Source organism: Vibrio sp. ZF57, from assembly GCF_001691235.1.
GTDB classification, from domain to species: Bacteria; Pseudomonadota; Gammaproteobacteria; order Enterobacterales; family Vibrionaceae; genus Vibrio; species Vibrio crassostreae_C.
Window position 1 is genome coordinate 1 of sequence record NZ_MAKD01000129.1, and the last position, 19,398, is coordinate 19,398.

18 protein-coding genes, 2 pseudogenes and 1 riboswitch are annotated in these 19,398 nt (G+C 44.9%); of the genes and pseudogenes, 16 read left to right on the top strand and 4 right to left on the bottom strand.

The annotated features are described in order from the left end of the window. Positions 1 to 792: 792 nt before the first annotated feature. Positions 793 to 1,488, bottom strand: coding sequence for a glutathione S-transferase family protein (locus A6D97_RS19535; RefSeq protein ID WP_065585070.1), 696 nt, complete (start codon positions 1,486 to 1,488; stop codon positions 793 to 795). Between the two features lie 497 nt (positions 1,489 to 1,985). Between A6D97_RS19535 and A6D97_RS19540 the strand changes: the two genes are divergently transcribed. From A6D97_RS19540 to thiM, 10 genes are all read left to right on the top strand, one after another. After that, complete coding sequence (locus tag A6D97_RS19540; protein WP_065585071.1) at positions 1,986 to 3,083, top strand: YdcF family protein; 1,098 nt, start codon at positions 1,986 to 1,988, stop codon at positions 3,081 to 3,083. Between the two features lie 130 nt (positions 3,084 to 3,213). After that, positions 3,214 to 3,465 carry a DUF2999 family protein gene (locus A6D97_RS19545; protein ID WP_065585072.1) on the top strand — a complete coding sequence of 84 codons (252 nt, stop codon included), beginning with the start codon at positions 3,214 to 3,216 and terminating at the stop codon, positions 3,463 to 3,465. Positions 3,466 to 3,710: 245 nt separating this feature from the next. Next, positions 3,711 to 4,439, top strand: a complete 729-nt coding sequence (locus A6D97_RS19550; RefSeq protein WP_065585073.1) for an AraC family transcriptional regulator — start codon at positions 3,711 to 3,713, stop codon at positions 4,437 to 4,439. Positions 4,440 to 4,524: 85 nt separating this feature from the next. Next, entirely contained in the window at positions 4,525 to 5,442 is a 918-nt protein-coding gene (locus tag A6D97_RS19555; RefSeq protein WP_065585074.1) for an EamA family transporter, read from the top strand. A gap of 98 nt (positions 5,443 to 5,540) precedes the next feature. After that, positions 5,541 to 5,652, top strand: a riboswitch (TPP riboswitch). Between the two features lie 96 nt (positions 5,653 to 5,748). Further along, positions 5,749 to 6,642, top strand: coding sequence for a bifunctional hydroxymethylpyrimidine kinase/phosphomethylpyrimidine kinase (gene thiD / locus A6D97_RS19560; RefSeq protein WP_065585075.1), 894 nt, complete (start codon positions 5,749 to 5,751; stop codon positions 6,640 to 6,642). After that, complete coding sequence (locus tag A6D97_RS19565) at positions 6,632 to 7,390, top strand: ABC transporter ATP-binding protein (RefSeq protein ID WP_065585076.1); 759 nt, start codon at positions 6,632 to 6,634, stop codon at positions 7,388 to 7,390. The genes thiD and A6D97_RS19565 overlap by 11 nt, the downstream gene beginning before the upstream one ends. Then, positions 7,383 to 8,198 carry an ABC transporter permease gene (locus tag A6D97_RS19570; protein ID WP_065585077.1) on the top strand — a complete coding sequence of 272 codons (816 nt, stop codon included), beginning with the start codon at positions 7,383 to 7,385 and terminating at the stop codon, positions 8,196 to 8,198. Before A6D97_RS19565 ends, A6D97_RS19570 begins: the two co-directional genes overlap by 8 nt. A 120-nt stretch (positions 8,199 to 8,318) precedes the next feature. After that, on the top strand, positions 8,319 to 9,275 hold the full coding sequence (locus A6D97_RS19575) for an ABC transporter substrate-binding protein (protein ID WP_065104608.1): 957 nt from the start codon (positions 8,319 to 8,321) through the stop codon (positions 9,273 to 9,275). An 8-nt stretch (positions 9,276 to 9,283) separates the two neighbouring features. Then, on the top strand, positions 9,284 to 9,964 hold the full coding sequence (gene tenA / locus A6D97_RS19580) for a thiaminase II (RefSeq protein ID WP_065585078.1): 681 nt from the start codon (positions 9,284 to 9,286) through the stop codon (positions 9,962 to 9,964). Positions 9,965 to 9,993: 29 nt separating this feature from the next. After that, positions 9,994 to 10,779 carry a hydroxyethylthiazole kinase gene (thiM, locus tag A6D97_RS19585; protein ID WP_017064406.1) on the top strand — a complete coding sequence of 262 codons (786 nt, stop codon included), beginning with the start codon at positions 9,994 to 9,996 and terminating at the stop codon, positions 10,777 to 10,779. Positions 10,780 to 10,902: 123 nt separating this feature from the next. Here thiM and A6D97_RS19590 read toward each other — a convergent pair whose 3' ends face one another. Continuing rightward, complete coding sequence (locus A6D97_RS19590; protein WP_017071986.1) at positions 10,903 to 12,846, bottom strand: methyl-accepting chemotaxis protein; 1,944 nt, start codon at positions 12,844 to 12,846, stop codon at positions 10,903 to 10,905. 261 nt (positions 12,847 to 13,107) lie between these two features. Here A6D97_RS19590 and thiE point away from each other — a divergent pair, with 261 nt between their 5' ends. Next, positions 13,108 to 13,725 carry a thiamine phosphate synthase gene (thiE, locus tag A6D97_RS19595; RefSeq protein WP_065585079.1) on the top strand — a complete coding sequence of 206 codons (618 nt, stop codon included), beginning with the start codon at positions 13,108 to 13,110 and terminating at the stop codon, positions 13,723 to 13,725. Between the two features lie 100 nt (positions 13,726 to 13,825). On the opposite strand, the gene A6D97_RS19600 is transcribed toward thiE, so the two are convergent. Then, positions 13,826 to 14,170: a hypothetical protein gene (locus A6D97_RS19600; RefSeq protein ID WP_017064409.1), complete on the bottom strand. Its 345-nt coding sequence runs from the start codon at positions 14,168 to 14,170 to the stop codon at positions 13,826 to 13,828. A gap of 406 nt (positions 14,171 to 14,576) precedes the next feature. Beyond that, positions 14,577 to 15,479, bottom strand: a complete 903-nt coding sequence (locus A6D97_RS19605) for a LysR family transcriptional regulator (RefSeq protein ID WP_065585080.1) — start codon at positions 15,477 to 15,479, stop codon at positions 14,577 to 14,579. 137 nt (positions 15,480 to 15,616) lie between these two features. Here A6D97_RS19605 and A6D97_RS19610 point away from each other — a divergent pair, with 137 nt between their 5' ends. The 5 genes and pseudogenes from A6D97_RS19610 to A6D97_RS19625 all read left to right on the top strand — a co-directional run bounded on the left by A6D97_RS19610 (position 15,617) and on the right by A6D97_RS19625 (position 19,344). Beyond that, complete coding sequence (locus A6D97_RS19610) at positions 15,617 to 16,045, top strand: PACE efflux transporter (RefSeq protein WP_065585081.1); 429 nt, start codon at positions 15,617 to 15,619, stop codon at positions 16,043 to 16,045. 274 nt (positions 16,046 to 16,319) lie between these two features. Further along, positions 16,320 to 17,000, top strand: a pseudogene (locus A6D97_RS22370) (PAS domain S-box protein); the annotation flags it as partial. Then, positions 16,995 to 17,561: pseudogene (locus A6D97_RS22375) on the top strand (hypothetical protein); the annotation flags it as partial. The pseudogenes A6D97_RS22370 and A6D97_RS22375, both read left to right, overlap by 6 nt. A gap of 22 nt (positions 17,562 to 17,583) precedes the next feature. Continuing rightward, the gene (locus A6D97_RS19620; RefSeq protein ID WP_065585083.1) at positions 17,584 to 18,684 is read left to right on the top strand and encodes an AI-2E family transporter; all 1,101 of its coding nucleotides are present in this window, start codon (positions 17,584 to 17,586) and stop codon (positions 18,682 to 18,684) included. Then, on the top strand, positions 18,685 to 19,344 hold the full coding sequence (locus A6D97_RS19625; protein ID WP_017064414.1) for a potassium channel family protein: 660 nt from the start codon (positions 18,685 to 18,687) through the stop codon (positions 19,342 to 19,344). It begins immediately after the preceding gene. Positions 19,345 to 19,398: the final 54 nt, after the last annotated feature.

Sequence of the window (19,398 nt, forward strand, 5' to 3'; positions counted from 1 at the left end):
CCGCTAAAGCGGCTCTTTTTTTACGTGAAATTGATAAAATCAATGTCATTAAACCTGCGCGCTAATAATCTGTCTAATTTTCAGAAGACGCTGGATTTAGAATGTGACTAACAGATTTAATGATCGCAGGAACTATGATGGTTATTAGTACTAACGTGAATAATGATGCCTCAAACCAGTGCCAACCTAATATACTTGTAGTATAAAAGTAAGCGCCTAAAGAGAGTGGTAGCGTCAAATTAAACACGATTAACGCAACTCCTGCCCATACCATACCAAACTGATTCTCAAGTCCTGAAAAACCTATAGATAGATAGCACGTACCAGATATTGTAACAAGTAAAGCACTAAGGCAGCCTGATCTCATTTTGTTGCCTAGAATATCAACGAAAAAAGCAAAACTATCAGAACGCCTAATTATTTGAATTAGCATTCAAAAATTAATATTACTTTCAAATGCTATTAGTCTTTGTAAAACTCATTTATCGTCTCTTTAGTTGATTGTCACATGATTGTTTTTTCATTTGGTATCTTGAAAATAAGTTTATGCTTTGTAGTCGAAGTTTAATTCATGCCTAACATATGCTTTACAAATTCGCTGCGATCCAGAGTAACTGATTCAGGACTTTTCCCCGGCACGACCGACAGAGACACCATCGGATGTCGGTAAGGGTTCTTACAATAGCTATATCAATAGTATTGATATTTTAACTAGTGTGGTATCAGTTAATAGAAACAATACTATTGATTTTTAGATAGCTCGCCCAGTAATGAGCTTTCGCTCCACATCGTTTACTTCATGCTGAATTCTTCGTTGATTGGGAAATTCGAAGGAAACAGTGCTCGTTTCGCTTCTTCATCACGTTCGGTTTTAAACTCAATGCCTTTGCCGATTTCGCGAGCACGCAGTGCAGCAGGGCGAGTGTTGATTGCGTTAAACCAGCGCTTCAAGTTCGGGTAAGGTTCTAAGCCTTCTTCACCAAGCACGACAGGTGCTTTATCAATCCAGCCCCATGCAGCGACATCGACAATCGTGTACTCATTTCCGACGATAAACTCACGACCTTCCATATGCTTCTCTAACACTTCGTAGTGACGTTGTGCTTCACGTAGGTATCGGTTCACAGCGTAGTCTAAGCCTGCTGGCGCTGCATGGCGGAAGTGTACCGATTGGCCTGAATATGGACCAAGGCCACTCGCGATAAACATCATCCAAGAGAGTAGTTCAGCTCTGTCTTCTGGCTGACCGCCAAGCTTGCCTGTTTTCTCTGAGAGATACAGAAGGATAGCGTTAGAGTCGAATACACGTTGTCCTTCATCTTCAATCGCAGGCGTTTTGCCATTTGGATTGATTAAACGATATTCCGGTGAATGCTGCTCACCCTTTAAGGTATCGACAGGAACAAGTTCAAAATCTAGGCCTGTCTCTTCCAAAAACAGAGCGATCTTCATTGGGTTTGGTGTTTGGTGAAAATAGAACTTAAGCATGGGGTAACTCCTTGTATTGGTCATTTATTAAAGCACCACTTGAACGATCGTTCAATGGTTGATTTTGAATTATTTGAAGATCTTCTGACTCGCATTCCAACTCTATGTGTTGAAGACCTCGTTATTTGAGCGAGGGGTAAAATCGCGCGATTCAGTGTGTTGGATTTTAAGTTGTTGAAAAAATGAGCTTAAAGTGGTTTTTTTGATTCGTTGCTTTATGCGGAGTTCGGATTTGTGATGGGTGGTTTTTGGCGGGATAGGGCGTATGAAATCCGCAGTCAGATATTCCAACAAAAACGTTGAGCATTGGTTCAAACCAGAATTATCTGGATGCACAGGCTTATTGGTAAGTTCAAAATCGTGATCTGCTGCCACACCTTATGCAACAAATGAATATAAACGTTAGAGATTAAGGTGTGCTTCACGGTTTTTTAATCTTAGGGACTTACATTGGTGAGCAAATCTGATGTGAACACTTAACGACACAGGATCTTTTCATGAAAAAGAACATTATCGCCTTCGCTCTTGGTGGCATGCTGGCTTTTGGCGCAACACCTTATTCTTTTGCTGCTAACGACGGCGCAGTACAGGCTTCTGCGGATTACGCGCAGTTGGTGACTAAGCGACAAGTTGTCGACCAACTACTTCTTGATGCGTTGCAGGCGTTTAAGTCTCCGGCAAGAATTTCACACGCGGGCTTCACGGCTAAAATGCCAAGCAACATGGAAATTGTGACTAACCGATTGTTAGAAGCGTACCAGCTAGAACCTTACCGTACTGACTTGTTGATCTCGGCAGCGAACGCTCAGATCTACAACAAGAATGCGGAGCGCGCTATTGAGTTGTTTGAACAAGCACTGACGGTTGCGCCAGACGATGTTGATCTTCATGCTTACCTTGCGGTTTGGCAGCGATTTGAAGGCAATGAAAGTGAATCCAATAAGCACATGGAGAAACTGGAAAGCCTGAACAAAGGTAAAGCAGAAGACATCAAACGCATTTTTGCTACGGTCGACCGCGTGTTAGAAACACCGTTGAAAGAGTCTGCGGATAAAGGCTTGCTTGATCATCATGGCGCGATTGTCACTTTGGGCTATGCGCTTAATCCAGACGGCTCTATGCATCAAATTTTGATTGAGCGTCTTGAGACAACATTGGCGATGGCTAAAGCGAACCCAGATGCGATGATCGTGTTAACGGGTGGCGTGCCCAAGAACCACAAGACTGAAGGTAAGTTAATGGCGGATTGGCTTATCGAGAAAGGGGTAAGCAAAGATCGCATCATTGAAGAAAACTATGCGACTAGCACGGTTGGCAATGCCTTGTTCAGTAGTTATGCGTTAGCTCGTCATGATATTAAACACGCGACCATTATTAGTTCAGCGAGCCACGTTCGTCGTGGTCAAACTCTGTTTGAAATCGCTAGCTGGCAAACTGGTCCACAGGGCATTACTTTTGATACGGTTTCTTACCCAGACAAGCCACTCGCAGATCTTAAGAAGGCGAGTGATGGTGAACTGTTAGGTATCTACCGTGACGCTCTTAGAACGTATGGGATGTGGAGCTACCGCTCTTACCCACTGGAATCTCGTTAAGCCCAAGCATTCTTTGCGTTTGGGAAAAGTGCGGTTCGCGTTAAACCAAAGCGTCACTTGTTAGTACAATCGAGCACAGCTAGATGGTATGCTGTGCTCCTACTTAATTTAGTGTTTCAAAGGCAAAAAAATGAACCCGATTTTAGTAATGTTGAAAGAGAACAATATTAGCGACGAGCAGATCAGCGAGCTATTCAAGACGTTGACCGAGAACCCTCTTGCAGCAATGGCGACGATCAGCCAACTTGGCTTACCACAAGATAAACTTCAAATGCTGATGGGCCAGGTAATGCAAAACCCTGCGCTAATCAAAGAAGCAGTTGAAGAGCTTGGCCTAGATTTTTCTAAGGTTGAAGCCGCTAAAGAGCAACTTCAAAAATAATAGAGTCTGAATGAGCGATTTTGTTAGGAAGTGATAGCCGATTCGGTTAACTGTTCTTGAGATTGCGAATTAGACTTGAGTAAAAAGCCGTTTGAGTATCAATACTTAAACGGCTTTTTTGCTCCGACTTAGAAAGGCTAGAAAGAGATACGACAAAAATACTAGTCCGATGTGACTCCCTCGCTTAAATCATGTAATTTCTTTTTAACACTCATGTTTCAATAAACTGAATTCCGGCGTTGCTCATGAAATCTAGCCTAAGCATTCGATCTTACACCAAGCAATTTAATACTCATGCCCATGATGGCTACCATCAACTCGTGCTGCCTATTCAAGGGAGTATTAGTATTGAAATGGTGGGATATGTCGGCAAGGTGGCCGTGGGCGAATGCGTGGTGATTCCGGTAACCACAGCGCATGCGTTTAAGGCGGATGAAGCAGCGCGGTTTATTGTCGCAGATATGGCAGAGTTACCGCAGCACTTGTTAGAGCATGAGCTCTCGGTGTTTACTATCACGCCACCCTTAATGAGCTTCTTGCTGTTTGTTGAGAAGCAGCTGGAATATCAGGTCGATAGCGGTATTGAGTCATCAATCGTGGAGGTGTTTTCACTGCTGTTAGAGCAACAACAAGTGAGCAAGAGCATCGACCCTCGAATCCGTGCGGTACAAAGATTGATAGCGGATAACTACACGCAGCCGTTATCCATTTCACAACTTGCAGAAACGGCCTGTTTGAGTCCCACTCAATTCAAAAAACGCTTCAAAGAGTGCTTGGGCATCAGTGCGCTTAAATACATCACTCGATATCGCATGGAGAAAGCCCAAGCCTTGTTAACTCATACCGATTTACCGGTTCAATTGATTGCTGAAAATGTGGGCTATAGTGATGTGTCTGCTTTCAGTCGTCGCTTCTCTCAGCACTTTGGCATGTCTCCAAGGGCGTTTCTAGGCTCAATGAAAGACAGTCTTTAGAAACAAGAATAGCGTCCTTTCGGCAAACTAACTTTTATCAATCTTCACTATTATCTATTTCAGAACTGAAAATTGGGTAATAGAAATGAATCTTGCCATCAATCGCGTTAACGAATTCCAAACGGGCACTTTGGCCATCTTGTTTGCTTCCATTTTATGGGGCACGACAGGCACCGCCGCAAGTTTTGCTCCTGATCTCAGCCCATTAGTGATTGGTGCTTTTTCAATGGGCGTCGGCGGCTTAATGCAAGCAGTCTTGGCGTATCGAAAGATCTTATCTTCACTTGATAAGCTTTTGCTCAACAAAAAGTTGTTAGCGGCGAGTGCTTTGGCTTTGGCGGTCTATCCTTTAGCTTTCTATTCTTCAATGAAATTATCAGGTGTGGCGATTGGAACCGTGGTTTCGATTGCGACCGCACCTTTCTTTTCGGCACTGTTAGAGTGTCTGATTAGCAAAAAGAACAATATCAACAAACGTTGGCTCACTAGCTTTGCGATTGGTGTGGTGGGTATTGGGTTGTTGGTGTTTTCAGAATCTTCATCTACGAATGAGTCAGGTGATGATCTCAAGCTGTTGGGTATTGCTTTAGGTTTGCTCGCAGGGCTGTGTTACGCCATTTATTCTTGGGCGACAAAAGCACTGATCGATAAAGGGATTAAGTCGCAAGCGGCGATGGGCAGTATTTTTGGCCTCGGTGCGATGCTGTTGTTGCCAACGCTCTGGTTTACGGGTGATAACCTGTTTTCCTCGCAGACCAACGTATTAATCATCAGTTATCTGACGTTAATTCCACAATGCTTGGGCTATATCGCGTTCAGTTTTGGTTTACGCCATGTGACCGCGAGTAGCGCCAATCTGCTGACTCTGTTTGAACCAGTAGTCGCAGCGGTGCTTGCCGTCTGCGTTGTCGGTGAGCTGATTCCTTTTATAGGTTGGTTAGGTATGTTTCTGATTGTGCTGTGCTTGTTGATACAGTCGAAGCCATCTAAAGGAACGTTATAAGTATTTGTTTTGTTGAGCCTAATTGAAATTTATTCATGCGTAATTCTTATAATTGAATAAAATCAGTATCTCAGTTGTGAGAGTGCTGTTACTATCGCTATCAATAGTCGGGGGGCATATACCTTATTTGGTGTTTGCTGAGATCGTTAGTCGAGACCCGTTGAACCTGATTCAGTTAACACTGGCGTAGGGAACTATAAGCACTCGATCTACGTCTGCATCCATGAAAACTTTCATGAGCCTAATGCGACTTCTCCTTCGAACGGTGTTCGTTCTCCTACGTCTTGTAAGATAGTAGGAGCGACAATGACACACAGTTCTATTTCAAAAGATTTAACGCCAAAAGCCTCAGTTTCACAGCACTCTGCAGAAGACACGATTCGCACGAATACTCCGATTGTTTTAACTATCGCGGGTTCTGACAGTGGCGGTGGTGCAGGTATCCAAGCTGATATTAAAGCTATGTCTGCTACAGGTAGTTTCGCTTGTTCGGTAATTACCGCTATCACTTCCCAGAACACGCAAGGCGTTTCCGCTATATTTCCAATCCCACTAGAGCATGTCGCTAGTCAGTTAGATGCAGTGTTTACCGATTTGAATATCGTGGCTGTAAAAGTCGGCATGTTGGCCGATTCGCAAATCATCAAAGTCGTTGCTGACAAAATTAAGCAGTACCAACCTAAGCACTTAGTGATTGACCCTGTAATGGTCGCGACAAGTGGTGACCTTCTCTTAGAAAACTCTGCTATTACGACTCTAAAGCAAGAATTGATTCCGCTGGCAGACATCATTACCCCTAACTTGCCAGAAGGTGCTGCACTAACAGGCAAGCCGGTACCTGAAAGCGAAGCTGAAATGCAGGGCATGATTGAAGATTTACGCGCACTAGGTGCTAAAGCTGTTCTTCTCAAAGGCGGTCATTTAGAGAAAGATGAAAACAGTAACGATCTACTGATTCTCCCGACGACGTCTGCATTGATTAGCGCGAAGCGTTTCCCGACTGAAAACACCCACGGCACGGGCTGTACGCTTTCATCTGCCATTGCTTCTTTCTTGGCTCAGGGCAACACGCTGGCAGAAGCTGTTGACCTAGGCAAACAATACATTTCTCGCGCGATTGCTCATGCTGATGAGTTGCAAGTTGGTCAAGGTCATGGCCCGGTAAATCACTTCTTCGCTGGACACGGTAATGTCCGTTAATACGGTTGGCGTTCAACTCAGCAACGCGACGTTACGTTACCGAGACAGCGAGTACGCGACCTTGTTTGGGTTGTCGCTTAGCTTAAACGCAGGTAAGTGGACGGTATTGCTGGGTCGAAGTGGTTGCGGAAAAACCACGGTATTGCGTTATCTGGCAGGCTTGTTGGACGACAAGGTGGAGTGGCAGGGAACATTGACAACCTCTGATGAATTGCCTTTAACGGATCGCATCGCTTACATGGCGCAGCAGGATTTGTTACTGCCGTGGCTGTCGGTTATCGACAATGTATGTCTGAGTCATTGTTTTCAAAATTCAGCTTCTGACAAAGCACTGCAAACCAATCAAGCACTCGAGTTGCTCGCTGCGGTTGGTTTGGCTGATTATGCGAATGCGATGCCGGATCAGTTGTCTGGTGGTATGCGTCAACGTGTCGCTTTGGCTCGAACTTTAATGCAAGACAAGCCAGTGGTGCTGATGGATGAGCCGTTCTCTGCGCTGGATGCGGTAACGAGACACAAACTACAGAGCTTAGCGTGTGAGCTGTTGAGAGATAAAACCGTTGTGTTGATCACCCATGACCCACAAGAAGCGGTGCGTTTGGCGGACAATTTGTATGTGTTGCAAGGCACACCGGCGAACGCTCAGTCTTTATCTGTGCCTCTCACTGCCACACCAAGAGTGTTAGATGGTGAATGTGCTGAGTTACAACAAGCGATCTTAGATCAGTTGGAGCGTGATTATGAATGATCTAACGCGAAGCGAAACTGTGGCTCATTCAACTAACGCACAGACTACCACTGCACGCCCTCGTCAGATGAATCCTGTTGTTCGTTTGCTTATCAGCAGTGCTGTGATTCTCGGTTTATGGCAGTTAGTTGTGGTTGTCTTCGAGATGCCGAGCTTCATTTTGCCAGCGCCTGCAGAAGTCTTTTTAAAGCTGATTGAACGTTGCGATGTGTTACTCAAACACACATGGGTGACTGCGCAAGAGGTCCTACTTGGCTTGTTACTCGGATTGTCTATGGGGCTATTTTTCGCTCTGCAGATGTTGATGTTTGATCCGTTAAAACGTTGGTTATTGCCTATCTTAATTGCCAGCCAAGCTATCCCTGTATTTGCGATCGCGCCAGTATTGATGCTGTGGCTTGGTTATGGCATCGCCTCAAAAGTGGTGATGGCGGCGATCATTATCTTCTTCCCAGTAACCACTTGTTGTTACGACGGTCTGCGCAATACACCGACAGGCTATCTCGATCTTGCCAAAACGATGGGTGCATCGAAATGGCAACTGCTCCGCCATATCCAACTTCCTGCTGCACTGCCAACCTTAGCGTCTGGCATTCGTGTAGCGGTGGTGATTGCGCCAATTGGTGCCGTAGTCGGGGAATGGGTTGGTTCGAGTGAAGGGTTAGGTTACCTAATGCTGCAGGCCAACGCGCGCATGATCATTGATGAGATGTTTGCTGCCTTGTTCATCTTGGCGGTGCTGTCTATCTCGCTCTACTTCATCATAGACAAGTTACTCAAAAAAGCTATCCCTTGGGAGAACCAGTAATGGCTTGCTCAATAACACTTTGTTTAATAAGGCTTCGCTCAACGCTATTTATCTCAACAATAGCTCGTTAAAAATGAGCTCTATAAACACAATAATAATATTCAAAAGGAAAGGTTAACTATGAAAAATACCAAATTGGTAGGTGCAGTGGCACTGCTTGCTTCGTTAGTTTCAGGTCATGCTCTAGCGGACTCTGAACAAAAGAAACTGACATTGATGTTGGATTGGTTTGTAAACCCGAACCACGGCCCGATTGTGATTGCTCAAGAGCGTGGTTACTTTGCTGACCAAGGCTTAGAGGTTGAAATCCAAGAACCAGCAGACCCAAGCACGCCAGCAAAATTGGTCGCGGCAGGTAAGGTCGATTTAGCGGTAACTTACCAACCAAGTTTAACCATGGATGTGGCAGCGGGTCTTCCTTTAGTTCGTGCATCAACCCTTATCGCGACGCCACTGAACACACTAATGGTACTGGATAACGGCAAGAACGATTCGCTAGCGGATCTGAAAGGCAAGAAGATCGGTATTGCGATTGCGGGTAACGAAGAAGCGACTATCGGCACTATGTTAGCGCAAGAAAATGTTGCATTTACAGATGTGCAAACCATCAATGTCGGTTGGGCACTTTCATCTTCATTGGCATCGGGCAAGGTAGACGCAATCTGGGGTGGCTTACGGAACTTCGAAACCAACCAGTTAGCACTTGAAGGTTTTAAAGCGAAAGCATTCTTCCCAGAAGAGCACGGCGTACCCGCTTACGACGAGCTTATCTTTGTTGCGAACGCAAAGAAACACGATGATGAAGCGATCAAAGCGTTCAACAAAGCATTGGAACAAGCAACGACTTACATTGTGAACCACCCCCAAGAGTCATGGAGTGAGTTTGTGGCGTATTCACCAGATACGTTGAATAACGAGCTTAACCAACGCGCATGGAACGACACGCTGACTCGTTTTGCACTTCGTCCTTCTGCTGTAGATATGAAGCGTTACGACGATTACGCACAGTTCATGTTTGACAAAGGCATTATCAAATCACTACCGAAAGCCGCTGACTACGTACCGACTTTTGACTAAGGAATCTCATGAAATACCAAGACTTAATCCAAGCCTGTCAACAAGATTGGCAAGACTACACCGAGCATGATTTTGTTAAAACGCTGGCAAACGGCACACTCGCTCAGCCGTGTTTTCTGCATTACTTGAAGCAAGATTTTCTGTTTTTAAAGCAGTATGCCCGCGCTTATGCATTGGCAATTTACAAGGCTAAAACCTTGGCTGATATGCGTCGTGCACTGCCAAGTGTTCATGCGTTGCTAGATTCTGAAATCTCTCACCATGTGACTTACTGTGGTCAGTGGGGTTTAACCGAATCGGATTTAGAAAACGAACCTGAAGATTTCGGCACTGTTGCCTACACGCGCTACGTTCTAGATGCGGGTATGACGGGTGATCTTGTCGACTTATATGCGGCACTGGCTCCGTGTTCAATCGGTTATGCCGTGATTGGTAAAGCGCTGTTAGAAAGCAGTGATACTGTTTTGGAAGGCAACCCATACGCAAGCTGGCTGCAACTGTATGGCAGTGAAGAGTTCCAGTCTGGCGTCGCAACGGGCGCGGAATACTTCAATCAGTTGCTTGCTGAAATTGATATCAACAGCGGCCGCGGTCAGAACATCGTTCATATCTTCAAAACCGCAACGCGTATGGAAGTGGCTTTTTGGCAGCAAGGGCTGAACGCTCTTGATGATTCAACAGCGGCTTAAAAGCGACTTTCACGAATAAGGATTTACCCATGCTTACTGAACAAATTATTCAATCGCTACGCGCAGTACGAGAGCAAAAACCACTGGTTGTGAACATCACTAACTATGTAGTGATGAACAACACGGCCAACGCGTTATTGGCGATTGGCGCTTCGCCTATTATGGCGCACTCGCAACAAGAACTGGCAGAGATGATGTCTTTCTCTGGTGCTTTGGTGATTAACATCGGCACGCTCGACAGTGTTTGGACGCCAAGAATGTGTTTTGCTGTTGAGCAAGCGAACGCGAACAACAAGGTTGTGGTTCTTGACCCTGTGGGTTGTGGGGCAAGTACGTTGCGTACCGAGACTTCTCGTGAAATTGCACGCTTAGCCGATAAGTTGATCATTCGTGGTAACGCGTCTGAGATTATCGCGTTAGCGGGCGAACAAGCGCAGAGCAAAGGCGTTGATGCGCTTGATAGCAGTGATGCTGCGTTAGGTGCTGCACAGTGCTTAGTGGCTGAATACGGTGCAAATGTGGTGATATCTGGTGAGACAGATTACGTTGTCACCAAAGACAGCGTGGTGACGTTAAACAATGGACACCAAATGATGCCGTATGTGACGGGTATGGGGTGTACTTTAACTGCATTGACGGGTGCTTTCGCGGCTGTTGGTGATGATAGTGGTTTAGCTGCAGCAGCGGTATTAGGCGTGGTTGGTGAAATCGCGGCTGAAAACTCTCGCGGCCCAGGTAGCTTGCAAATTAACTTGCTTGATGAGTTGTATCAGTTAGACGAAGAGACTCTGATTCAACGCTTGAAGATTCAGTAGGGCTAATCTAACTCTAAGCCACAAGTTAGAGTTAGATTAACTTAAAAAAGCCCCCGACACTTATGTGTAGGGGGCTTTTTATTACTGGTTTGGAACTGTGTCAGCTGTGTATAGACTGGCTGGCTAGGTTCTAAATCGGTTAACTTGGCTCTCTAGGTGATGAGCAACCTCGGTTAAGTCGCTCGCTGCACCTGAAATGCTGCTTACCGACTCTTGGTTGCTTTGAGCAATAGTGTTTGCACCTTGCGCGTTTTCACCCAGTGATTTGGTAAGACGATCCTGCTCATCAACCGACACCGCGATTTGGCTGTTGGCTTGGTTCAGATCTTGGATGTGTTGATTAATCACATGTAAGTTCTGAGAAGCTTGCTGCGCCTGCGTTGAAGCGTCTGAAACCGTGCTGTGGCTCTCTTTGATAGACTCTAACGCATCTTTAGCGCCACGTTGTAGTGAGGTGATGAGCTCATCAATCTGGCTAGCAGAGTCTTGGGTACGTTTAGCGAGCGTTCTTACTTCATCGGCTACTACTGCAAATCCGCGACCTTGTTCACCTGCTCGAGCGGCTTCAATTGCGGCATTCAGCGCGAGAAGGTTGGTCTGCTCAGAAACGCCTTTGATTACTTCAAGAATGGCACCAATGTTCATCGACTCTTTGTGTAGGTCAGTCACTTTCTGGCTGCTGACCTGCATGCTTTCATCGGCGCTGCCAATTTCATGCAGTGTTTTGTCTACTTCTTTCAGTCCCATCGCCACATTCTCGGTGGCTTGGTTAGCAACTTGAGACGCGTGGTTAGCACTTGCAGCAATTTCTGATGTGCTGGAAGCCAATTGATCAACGGCAGAAGAGATATTTATCATCTCGCTATTCAATTGTGTTGCGTTGGTCGAGCTGTTATTGGTCACTTGATTGAGTGACTCCGACATCTCACCAATACGCACGCTAGAACGGTTCACTTGGCCAACAATATCGCGCAGAGATTCAATGGTGATCTCCATATTAGTCAGCAGTTCGCCAATCTCATTTTTGCTCTCAATGTTCACTTCCACATTCAGGTTGCCCTGAGAAAGCTCGTTGGTGATCTGTTTAACTTGTGCGATGCCTTTAGTAATAGAGCGAGTCACCAACACGGCGCTCGTCATGCCAATAACTAAAGCCACACCCGTCAGCAATATGATGATTTGAATCGAGCGCTTTTCGCTGGCTTGCAGTTCTGGTGTTAATGCTTGTTTCTGTTGTTCTAGAATGCTCTGAGCATCAGCTACCGAAATCGCTAAGCTGTCGCCAATAGAGGCGAGGGTCGCGGTTCTTTGAGTGTTCTCAATCATCTGTTGATGAACTTGCTCAAAGCCTTTCGCATAGGCTTCACGTTGGTTAGAGAAATCTTCAATCAGTTCACTTTGATAAGGAGATGATTTAAGAGATTCAATATCGCCTTCGATACCTGGCAGAGCATATTCAAAAATGTCTTTACCAGCTTCATAGGTTTTGAGGTCGTTGTTGTTTGAGTAACTCAGCACAGTGATCTTGGCGGCGAGGAAGTTCTCCATCAACATGCCTGCGTACAAGCTCGCGTTTGGATCGTTGTTATTGTATGACTCATACAACAAGCTCTGAGCAGCTTTCAGTGCGTTGGTTTCTCGTGTGACCATCTCCACGTTCACTAACTGGTCAATGAGCAGTTGGCTCTGTTTCATTGATCCATAAGCCGCATCAAAAGCTGCAACGCTGTCTTGCACTAATTGCAGGCTCGACAAGCTATCAGTATTGGTGGTGGTTTGGATTAAGTTGTTCAGCAGTTCATCAATCGCAAGTTTGCTCGATTGATAATTCGCTTCGTATTGATCATCCAATGACTCTAAGTAACGTTCAGAAGCTAAACGCATCTGAAGAAAGTGCACTTGAATGTTGCCTGACAATGTCGCCTTGTGGCTGAGGTCACTGTACTGGCTAAAGCCGTTCGACAAGGTTTGAATACCTTTGTAACTCACAAGGCCTGAAATGACGAAAAAGAGCAAGCAGATGGCATAACCCAGCTTGATCTTGAGCGCTATAGAAAGGTGGCGCATAACTATCCCTATATTTACCTGATTCCTTCATAGGGGAGTATTTCATAAAACAGCATTCTGGGCATGCTAAAGCGAATAGTTTGTGTAATAAGTAACGCTTTTGTTAGAAAAATCGGGTTTTTCGACATGCTTTCAACGAGTTGCGTATTTGAATTCAACCGCCTAACTTAAGGAATTAAGTGCTAACTTCCATGCATAGGATGTGATTTGTCGGTAAAATGGCAAAAAACCAATTTTAGAAATCGACTTCAAAGGTACGCGATGAACCCTTATAAACTTTATCTGGTGACTGACGACCAACAAGATCTAGAAACGCTTAAATTCGTGGTTGAACAAGCGGTTGCTGGTGGCGTCACTACGGTTCAAGTAAGAGAAAAACATGGGGACGTAAGAGCCTTCATTGAACGAGCACAAGCGGTTAAGTCGATTCTGGCTGGCTCAGGTGTGCCGCTGATCATTAATGATCGAGTCGATGTGGCATTAGCCGTTGATGCCGATGGTTTGCATCTGGGGCAATCGGATATGCCTGCGGAGTTAGCACGTCAGTTGATTGGTCCGGATAAGATTCTTGGGTTATCAATTGAAACTGAACAGCAGCTACAACAAGCAGATAGCTTGCCGATCGATTACATTGGTCTCAGTGCGATTTTTGCCACACCGACCAAGACGAATCTAAAGAAACATTGGGGTTATGAAGGCATTCAAATGGCTTTGAAAACAACGAAATTGCCGATTGTTGGTATCGGTGGAATCAACGAATCGAACATTCCGCAGTTGGTTAACACAGGTATTCATGGATTAGCCTTGGTATCAGCGATATGTCACGCTGAAAGCCCAAAACAAGCGACCCAAGATTTGTTGTTTTTGATGGGAGAGTGAGTTTGTGGTGGCTAGAAAACAAATGAGACTCGTCATTTGTTTTCTAGTTAGAGCGCATTAAAGCGCTCGATGCAGTAGCCAGTAAAATTTGTGGTCTAACTTACTGAATACACAGAGCAACCGTGCCGATGACCATAAGAACGATCGCAGCGTACCAACCGTATTGTGCTGTTTTATCAGCAACAAACACCTTAATGTAGTTGATCTCTTCATGCGCCATTGCGATGAAGTCCGTGTAGTTAATCGATAACTCACGGCTAGCTTCTTTCAGGTCTTGTTGAAGCTTGTTGAAAGACTCATCGATGAAGCCCTTTGTTTCCGAAGCAGACGGAGTAGCAGTTAACGCAAGGCTATTCCAAACCGCCATACGCGATTCATATTCGCTTTCACTGACACAATTAAGTACGCGTAAATCATACTCTCGTTTGTTACGCTCTTTACCCATTTTCTCAGGGCAAATATTTCTTAAAACGTTCACGACAAATTTTCCAAAAGGTTCATTTAGATATAAAAAAGCACTCAAAGAGCGCTCATAAACTGGGTGCGAATTAATATTCAAAAAGTGATCTATTTGAAACCGATATAAGCAACGGCAAGGCTGAGCGCTTATCTGGGAGATTTGAAGTTGGGTCAGTGGTGTTAAAGAACGATTTGGGTCTGTCTATATTCGTTTGAAAAGACAAACCCGTTGGGATCGCATAGTAGTTATGTCACTTTGGGACATCAACTAGGGTGTTTTATCCACACGACAAAGATATTTATCGGCAAGATAAGCAGAAATGAGGTAGCGGTGGTGAGTCCCACGTCGATATTGAATCTATGAATTGACGATGAGTGAAGAACAGGGGAGGTTAGTTAGCCTGCCATTGATTGTATTGCAGTGAGTGTCTCTTAAGCTGCTCAATAAGGCTGGTGAGAACTGGGCCATTGATGTGGCTGCGAGAAACTAAACAACCTACTGGAGTAATCCAACCACCATGCTCGTGTGAGACAGGTAACGCCACAATATCGCCTTTTTGAATGCCTTCCATCACCATCATCTCGGGCACATTTGCCCAACCCACGTTTTGTTCAACGAGATCAACAATGTTCTTGTGGTTGTTCGCATACCAACGCATCGAGCTAATACCGTAGGTGAACCACAGTTCGCGCTGCTTTGAGCTGCGATGCACACATTGGCGATAGCGCTTGAGGTCTGAGTCTTGTACTACCGACATTTGGCTGAGTTCGTGAGTGGCAGAGCTAACGGTTAGGAAACGCGCTTGGCCTAGCAAAAAGAAATCCATATCGACCTTCAGTTCGCCATCCGCGTAGATGATGCCAATCTGTGCTTTTCCGCGTCTTACTAGGTCTTCAACATCAAAGGTTGAGGTGGTAATGATATCGAAGTGTGTGATTGGAAATTGATCGGCGAGTGAGCTGATTATCTTAATAAAGTTCTTATCTATGATGCTTTCATCAACCGCAATGATCAGTTCGTGCTCATCTTCTTGGGTCAGCGATTCTACTTTCTGATCGAAGTACTTTTGCTGGTCAAGAATGGACTTAGCCACAGGCAATAACGCTTTACCTTTGCTGGTTAAAACGGGGATGTTTTTCTCTCGGTTAAACAGCTCTTGGTCAATGGCAATTTCGAGGTTGGCTATCGATTGGCTTACCCCAGACTGAGCTCGCTTCAGTTTGCGAGCGGCGGCAGAGAAAGAGCCACTTTCACACACCGTGACGAAGACTTTTAGTTGCTCAAAACTGTACATGTTATCTCTCGCTCAATACAAAATGGGGTACTTATACTTAAGCTATCACTAAACGTGATGGCTGTTAACTTTCTCTTATTGTTTTCGGTGACATAATTTCGGTAAGTCCACCATGTTATAAATTGCTATAGGAATGTATGAGTACGTTAGAGAGAGTTTTCCACTCGGTGTTGTTTGAAGTATTGGCCGTCACACTGTTAATTATAGGTTTAGCGATATTTACTGATCACGATGTGAATGCCTTATCAGGAACCATGATAGTTGTTGCGACTATCGCGATGATTTGGAACTACTGTTTTAACCGTATTTTTGATCGTTATTTCACGGGTGAAAAATCAAAGCGTTCGCTCAAATTACGTGTTTTTCATGTCGTGCTATTTGAGGCTGGCTTGTTGATCGCGACGATCCCTGTGATGGCTTACTTACTTGATGTGGGGATTTGGCAGGCATTTTTAATGGATATCGGCGTGACCATTTTTATTACCATTTACGCGTTTGTGTTTAATCTGATTTATGATCATATACGAGCATTCTGGGTACGCAGAGCGGACTTAGCCGTTCAGTAATCTACCAAGTCAGTAAACACGAGTTTGGCTACTAACCGTTTGTTTATCCGTTATTTTGACGGAGGTATCCGGTTAGTAGGTCTAGGTAACCCGGCACTGGTTGGCATTCAAAGTGGCGGTCTCGAATCTTTTCAATCTCTTCCGCTTAATAGTTAGTGTAACCCTATGCACTTATTGTTCGATATGTAATTTGAATTTGTATGTGTCGTAAAATGGTAAATATCTTAATTAAAACTTAGCCATCATAGTCATTCGCCCATCACCAGAGCAAACTATGAACAAGTTAAGTTATGACCGAAAAATGCCGCTATACGTGGTGTCTGCACTTGTCCTCAATATGGCATTTAGCTTGTGGTTGCTGAGTATTGCTTCTACGCCAGCCATGTTTTTTTCGGTGTGTGCGTTGTTTTTACTTAGCACTCTTATTACCGCACGCCTTTATCGACATGAAATGGCTCAAAGCAAGAATAACTTGTCGGAAGCGATCATTGATGGTGTCGCAGGTTTTATTGTCCTCGATAGTCAATTGAGGGTCATACAAGTGAATCAACAATTCTCTCGGGTTTCAGGTTATGCCTTTGACCAAGTCGAATCTCGTCCGATTTCTGATCTCTGTTTTATGAATAACAGCAGCCTAATCACGACCATTACTCGCTCACTGAAGGAAAACCAGAGATGGAAAGGTGAGTTGAGTGGCGTCAGTCGACTTGGTGAGCAGTTTACCGTAAACGTTGTGGTGGAAAAGCTAACTGAAATTCTGCCGCACAATAACAAGTACGTGGTGACCTTTACGGATATTAGCCGACGCAAGATATTGGAGCGTCGATTAAGAATGCTGGTGGAAACGGATTCACTGACAGGGTGCTGGAATCGACGCCGCTTTGATAACGACTTAAAACATTATTCTAACCTGGCAGAGCGTTATGGTTACACACACTCCTGTTTGGCGTTAGTGCATGTGTTTTTCCCTGAGCCTAAATCGGCGTTCTCTGGCTTCGCTGCTGCGCCACTCGAAAAGAAACAGCGTTGGTATGCGGCCTTTAGAGCGATGATTATCTCCTATCCAGTGGTGTGTTTTTTCTTTATTTTTCAAATATCTGAAGCTTTGCTGACAATGATGTTCATTGCGTTGTTATCGTTGATGATTACGTCAGAGAAGTCGATAAAGTTGAGCGCTTTTCTGGTGATAAGTAACGGTATCGGGGGATTGCTGGCGATTGCTGCTTTTTCAATTCTTTCTATAGTACCCAACATTGTCTTCTATTCTTTGTTTATAGGACTTATTGCCATTCTTATGGCTACCAAGATCTACACGGTTCCCGAAAAAGCACCTATTTTCGCCACTGCATTTAGTACGTTGCTCGTACTGGTTGGTAGCACGTTGATGAGCTCCGGTGACATCGATAGCAACACTCTTATACGCATATTCCAATTAGTGTTAATTGGCATATATATGATTTTGGCTTCTCTATTCCTAGAAACACGGAATTGGAAGTTTCTACAAAATCAGCCTTAATTTTGTCTAACAAGGACGTCTCATGAAGTTAACCGATGATTTTTCAAAACAGGCGATAGACGCTGCCATCAAGATCGCAGCGATTGCCATGCTCGTGTATTGGTGTTTTTCGATTTTGCGCCCATTCATTCTTCTGGTGATATGGGGTGCGATCATTGCGACTGCGTTGTATCCAGTGGCGGTCGCAATTTCAAATAAAACCGGGATGTCGAAAGGTAAAGCCAGTGCATTGCTGAGCTTTATTGGTGTGATTCTTCTATTTATTCCTTTGGCGGCGCTTTCTTCTGGTATCTACACCAGCGCGACTGACCTGATGACAGGGCTTCAAGATGGCACATTGTCATTGCCTAAACCGAAAGAGTCCTTACAAGATATTCCATTCATAGGTGAGAAGGTTTATTCAACCTTGGTTGCCGCCTCCAACAATATTGAAGGCACTTTCATAAAGTATGCGGATGAACTTAAACAGTTTGCGACGAAAGCGGCTTCTGTTCTTGGCTCGTTAGGTGGCGGCTTTATTCAGTTCATCATCTCTACCATCATTGCGGGTGCATTCATGAGTAATGCCGATAAATGCAAAACCGGCGTGACTCACTTAGTGGCGCGTTTAACGGGCGGTAAAGGTGAAGAGTTGGTAGAGCTCTCTAAATCGACCGTGCGAAGCGTTGTGCAAGGTGTGATTGGTGTGGCTGTGATTCAATCCATGATGTCGGCAATCGGTTTGGTGATTGCAGGCGTTCCAGCAGCTGCGTTTTGGGCGCTAGCTGTGCTGCTCATTGCGATAATCCAACTTCCACCGATTCTCGCTCTATTACCGGCGATCATCTACATGTTCAGCGTTGAATCGACACTGGCGGCGAGCTTGTTCTTAGTGTGGTGTATTTTGGTGAGCGGCAGTGACGCTATCTTAAAGCCAGTATTGCTGAGCCGTGGCTCTCACACTCCAATGTTGGTAATTCTATTGGGTGCACTGGGCGGAATGGCGATGTCAGGCATCGTCGGTCTGTTTGTCGGTGCTGTGATACTGAGTTTAAGCTATGAGCTGATGATGGCGTGGCTTGGACTTGAAGAGAAAAACCAACAAGAAACTGAGAAAAAACCTGCAGAGGTCGAGGGAAAATAGATGAAGCCAGTCTCTAAAGACGACAACTTCTACTTCTTATTCTATGCACTGTTGGTGTTGTTTTTTGGTTGCGCGGTGATGCAGCAGTTTTATCCGCAAGGCCAGAAAACAATCCTATTTCTTATCATTATTACGTTGGCGAGTTCAATTGCCGGTATTCATAAAGAGCGAGCCTTGTATCGCTCTTGGTATGGGCTGTTATTGATTACGGCGCTCGTGTCTGGCGTGTTTTCATTTTTGGAAGGCTATAACCTGTCGATAGTGACGCTATCGGCGTTGGCTGTGTTCTTGTTTTCACACATTTACTCGGCGTTGAAGCAGGTGATGAAAGCCAAAACGGTGACACCCAATCACATCATCGGCTCCATCTGTATTTACTTGTTGCTAGGGTTTGCTTGGTCGACCATCTACTTGTTAATTTTAGAGATCTTTCCTAATGCCTTTAACGGGTTAGAAGAGCAAGTCTGGCTGACGAACTTGTTTAATGCGATGTACTTTAGCTTTATCACCTTGACTACGGTTGGTTACGGCGACATATCACCAGCTCTGCCTATTGCTCAATTCTTTGTGTTTATGGAATCCATTATCGGCAGCTTTTACTTAGCTATCATGGTGGCGAGTTTGGTGAGCATTCGACTTGCACAGTCTCAGTCCCAATAGAGCATTTACAAATAATAGAGCACATACAAACAAGCCCGGCAATCGCCGGGCTTG

What these genes read in the sequence shown, in the direction of transcription:
- thiM (WP_017064406.1), top strand. Translation starts at nt 9,994, where the DNA reads ATGCTTACTGAACAAATTATTCAATCGCTACGCGCAGTACGAGAGCAA.
- A6D97_RS19610 (WP_065585081.1), top strand. Translation starts at nt 15,617, where the DNA reads ATGAGTACGTTAGAGAGAGTTTTCCACTCGGTGTTGTTTGAAGTATTG.
- thiE (WP_065585079.1), top strand. Translation starts at nt 13,108, where the DNA reads ATGAACCCTTATAAACTTTATCTGGTGACTGACGACCAACAAGATCTA.
- A6D97_RS19565 (WP_065585076.1), top strand. Translation starts at nt 6,632, where the DNA reads ATGTCCGTTAATACGGTTGGCGTTCAACTCAGCAACGCGACGTTACGT.
- A6D97_RS19570 (WP_065585077.1), top strand. Translation starts at nt 7,383, where the DNA reads ATGAATGATCTAACGCGAAGCGAAACTGTGGCTCATTCAACTAACGCA.
- A6D97_RS19590 (WP_017071986.1), bottom strand. Translation starts at nt 12,846, where the DNA reads ATGCGCCACCTTTCTATAGCGCTCAAGATCAAGCTGGGTTATGCCATC.
- A6D97_RS19575 (WP_065104608.1), top strand. Translation starts at nt 8,319, where the DNA reads ATGAAAAATACCAAATTGGTAGGTGCAGTGGCACTGCTTGCTTCGTTA.
- A6D97_RS19540 (WP_065585071.1), top strand. Translation starts at nt 1,986, where the DNA reads ATGAAAAAGAACATTATCGCCTTCGCTCTTGGTGGCATGCTGGCTTTT.
- A6D97_RS19625 (WP_017064414.1), top strand. Translation starts at nt 18,685, where the DNA reads ATGAAGCCAGTCTCTAAAGACGACAACTTCTACTTCTTATTCTATGCA.
- A6D97_RS19550 (WP_065585073.1), top strand. Translation starts at nt 3,711, where the DNA reads ATGAAATCTAGCCTAAGCATTCGATCTTACACCAAGCAATTTAATACT.
- thiD (WP_065585075.1), top strand. Translation starts at nt 5,749, where the DNA reads ATGACACACAGTTCTATTTCAAAAGATTTAACGCCAAAAGCCTCAGTT.
- A6D97_RS19605 (WP_065585080.1), bottom strand. Translation starts at nt 15,479, where the DNA reads ATGTACAGTTTTGAGCAACTAAAAGTCTTCGTCACGGTGTGTGAAAGT.
- A6D97_RS19600 (WP_017064409.1), bottom strand. Translation starts at nt 14,170, where the DNA reads ATGGGTAAAGAGCGTAACAAACGAGAGTATGATTTACGCGTACTTAAT.
- tenA (WP_065585078.1), top strand. Translation starts at nt 9,284, where the DNA reads ATGAAATACCAAGACTTAATCCAAGCCTGTCAACAAGATTGGCAAGAC.
- A6D97_RS19555 (WP_065585074.1), top strand. Translation starts at nt 4,525, where the DNA reads ATGAATCTTGCCATCAATCGCGTTAACGAATTCCAAACGGGCACTTTG.
- A6D97_RS19620 (WP_065585083.1), top strand. Translation starts at nt 17,584, where the DNA reads ATGAAGTTAACCGATGATTTTTCAAAACAGGCGATAGACGCTGCCATC.
- A6D97_RS19545 (WP_065585072.1), top strand. Translation starts at nt 3,214, where the DNA reads ATGAACCCGATTTTAGTAATGTTGAAAGAGAACAATATTAGCGACGAG.
- A6D97_RS19535 (WP_065585070.1), bottom strand. Translation starts at nt 1,488, where the DNA reads ATGCTTAAGTTCTATTTTCACCAAACACCAAACCCAATGAAGATCGCT.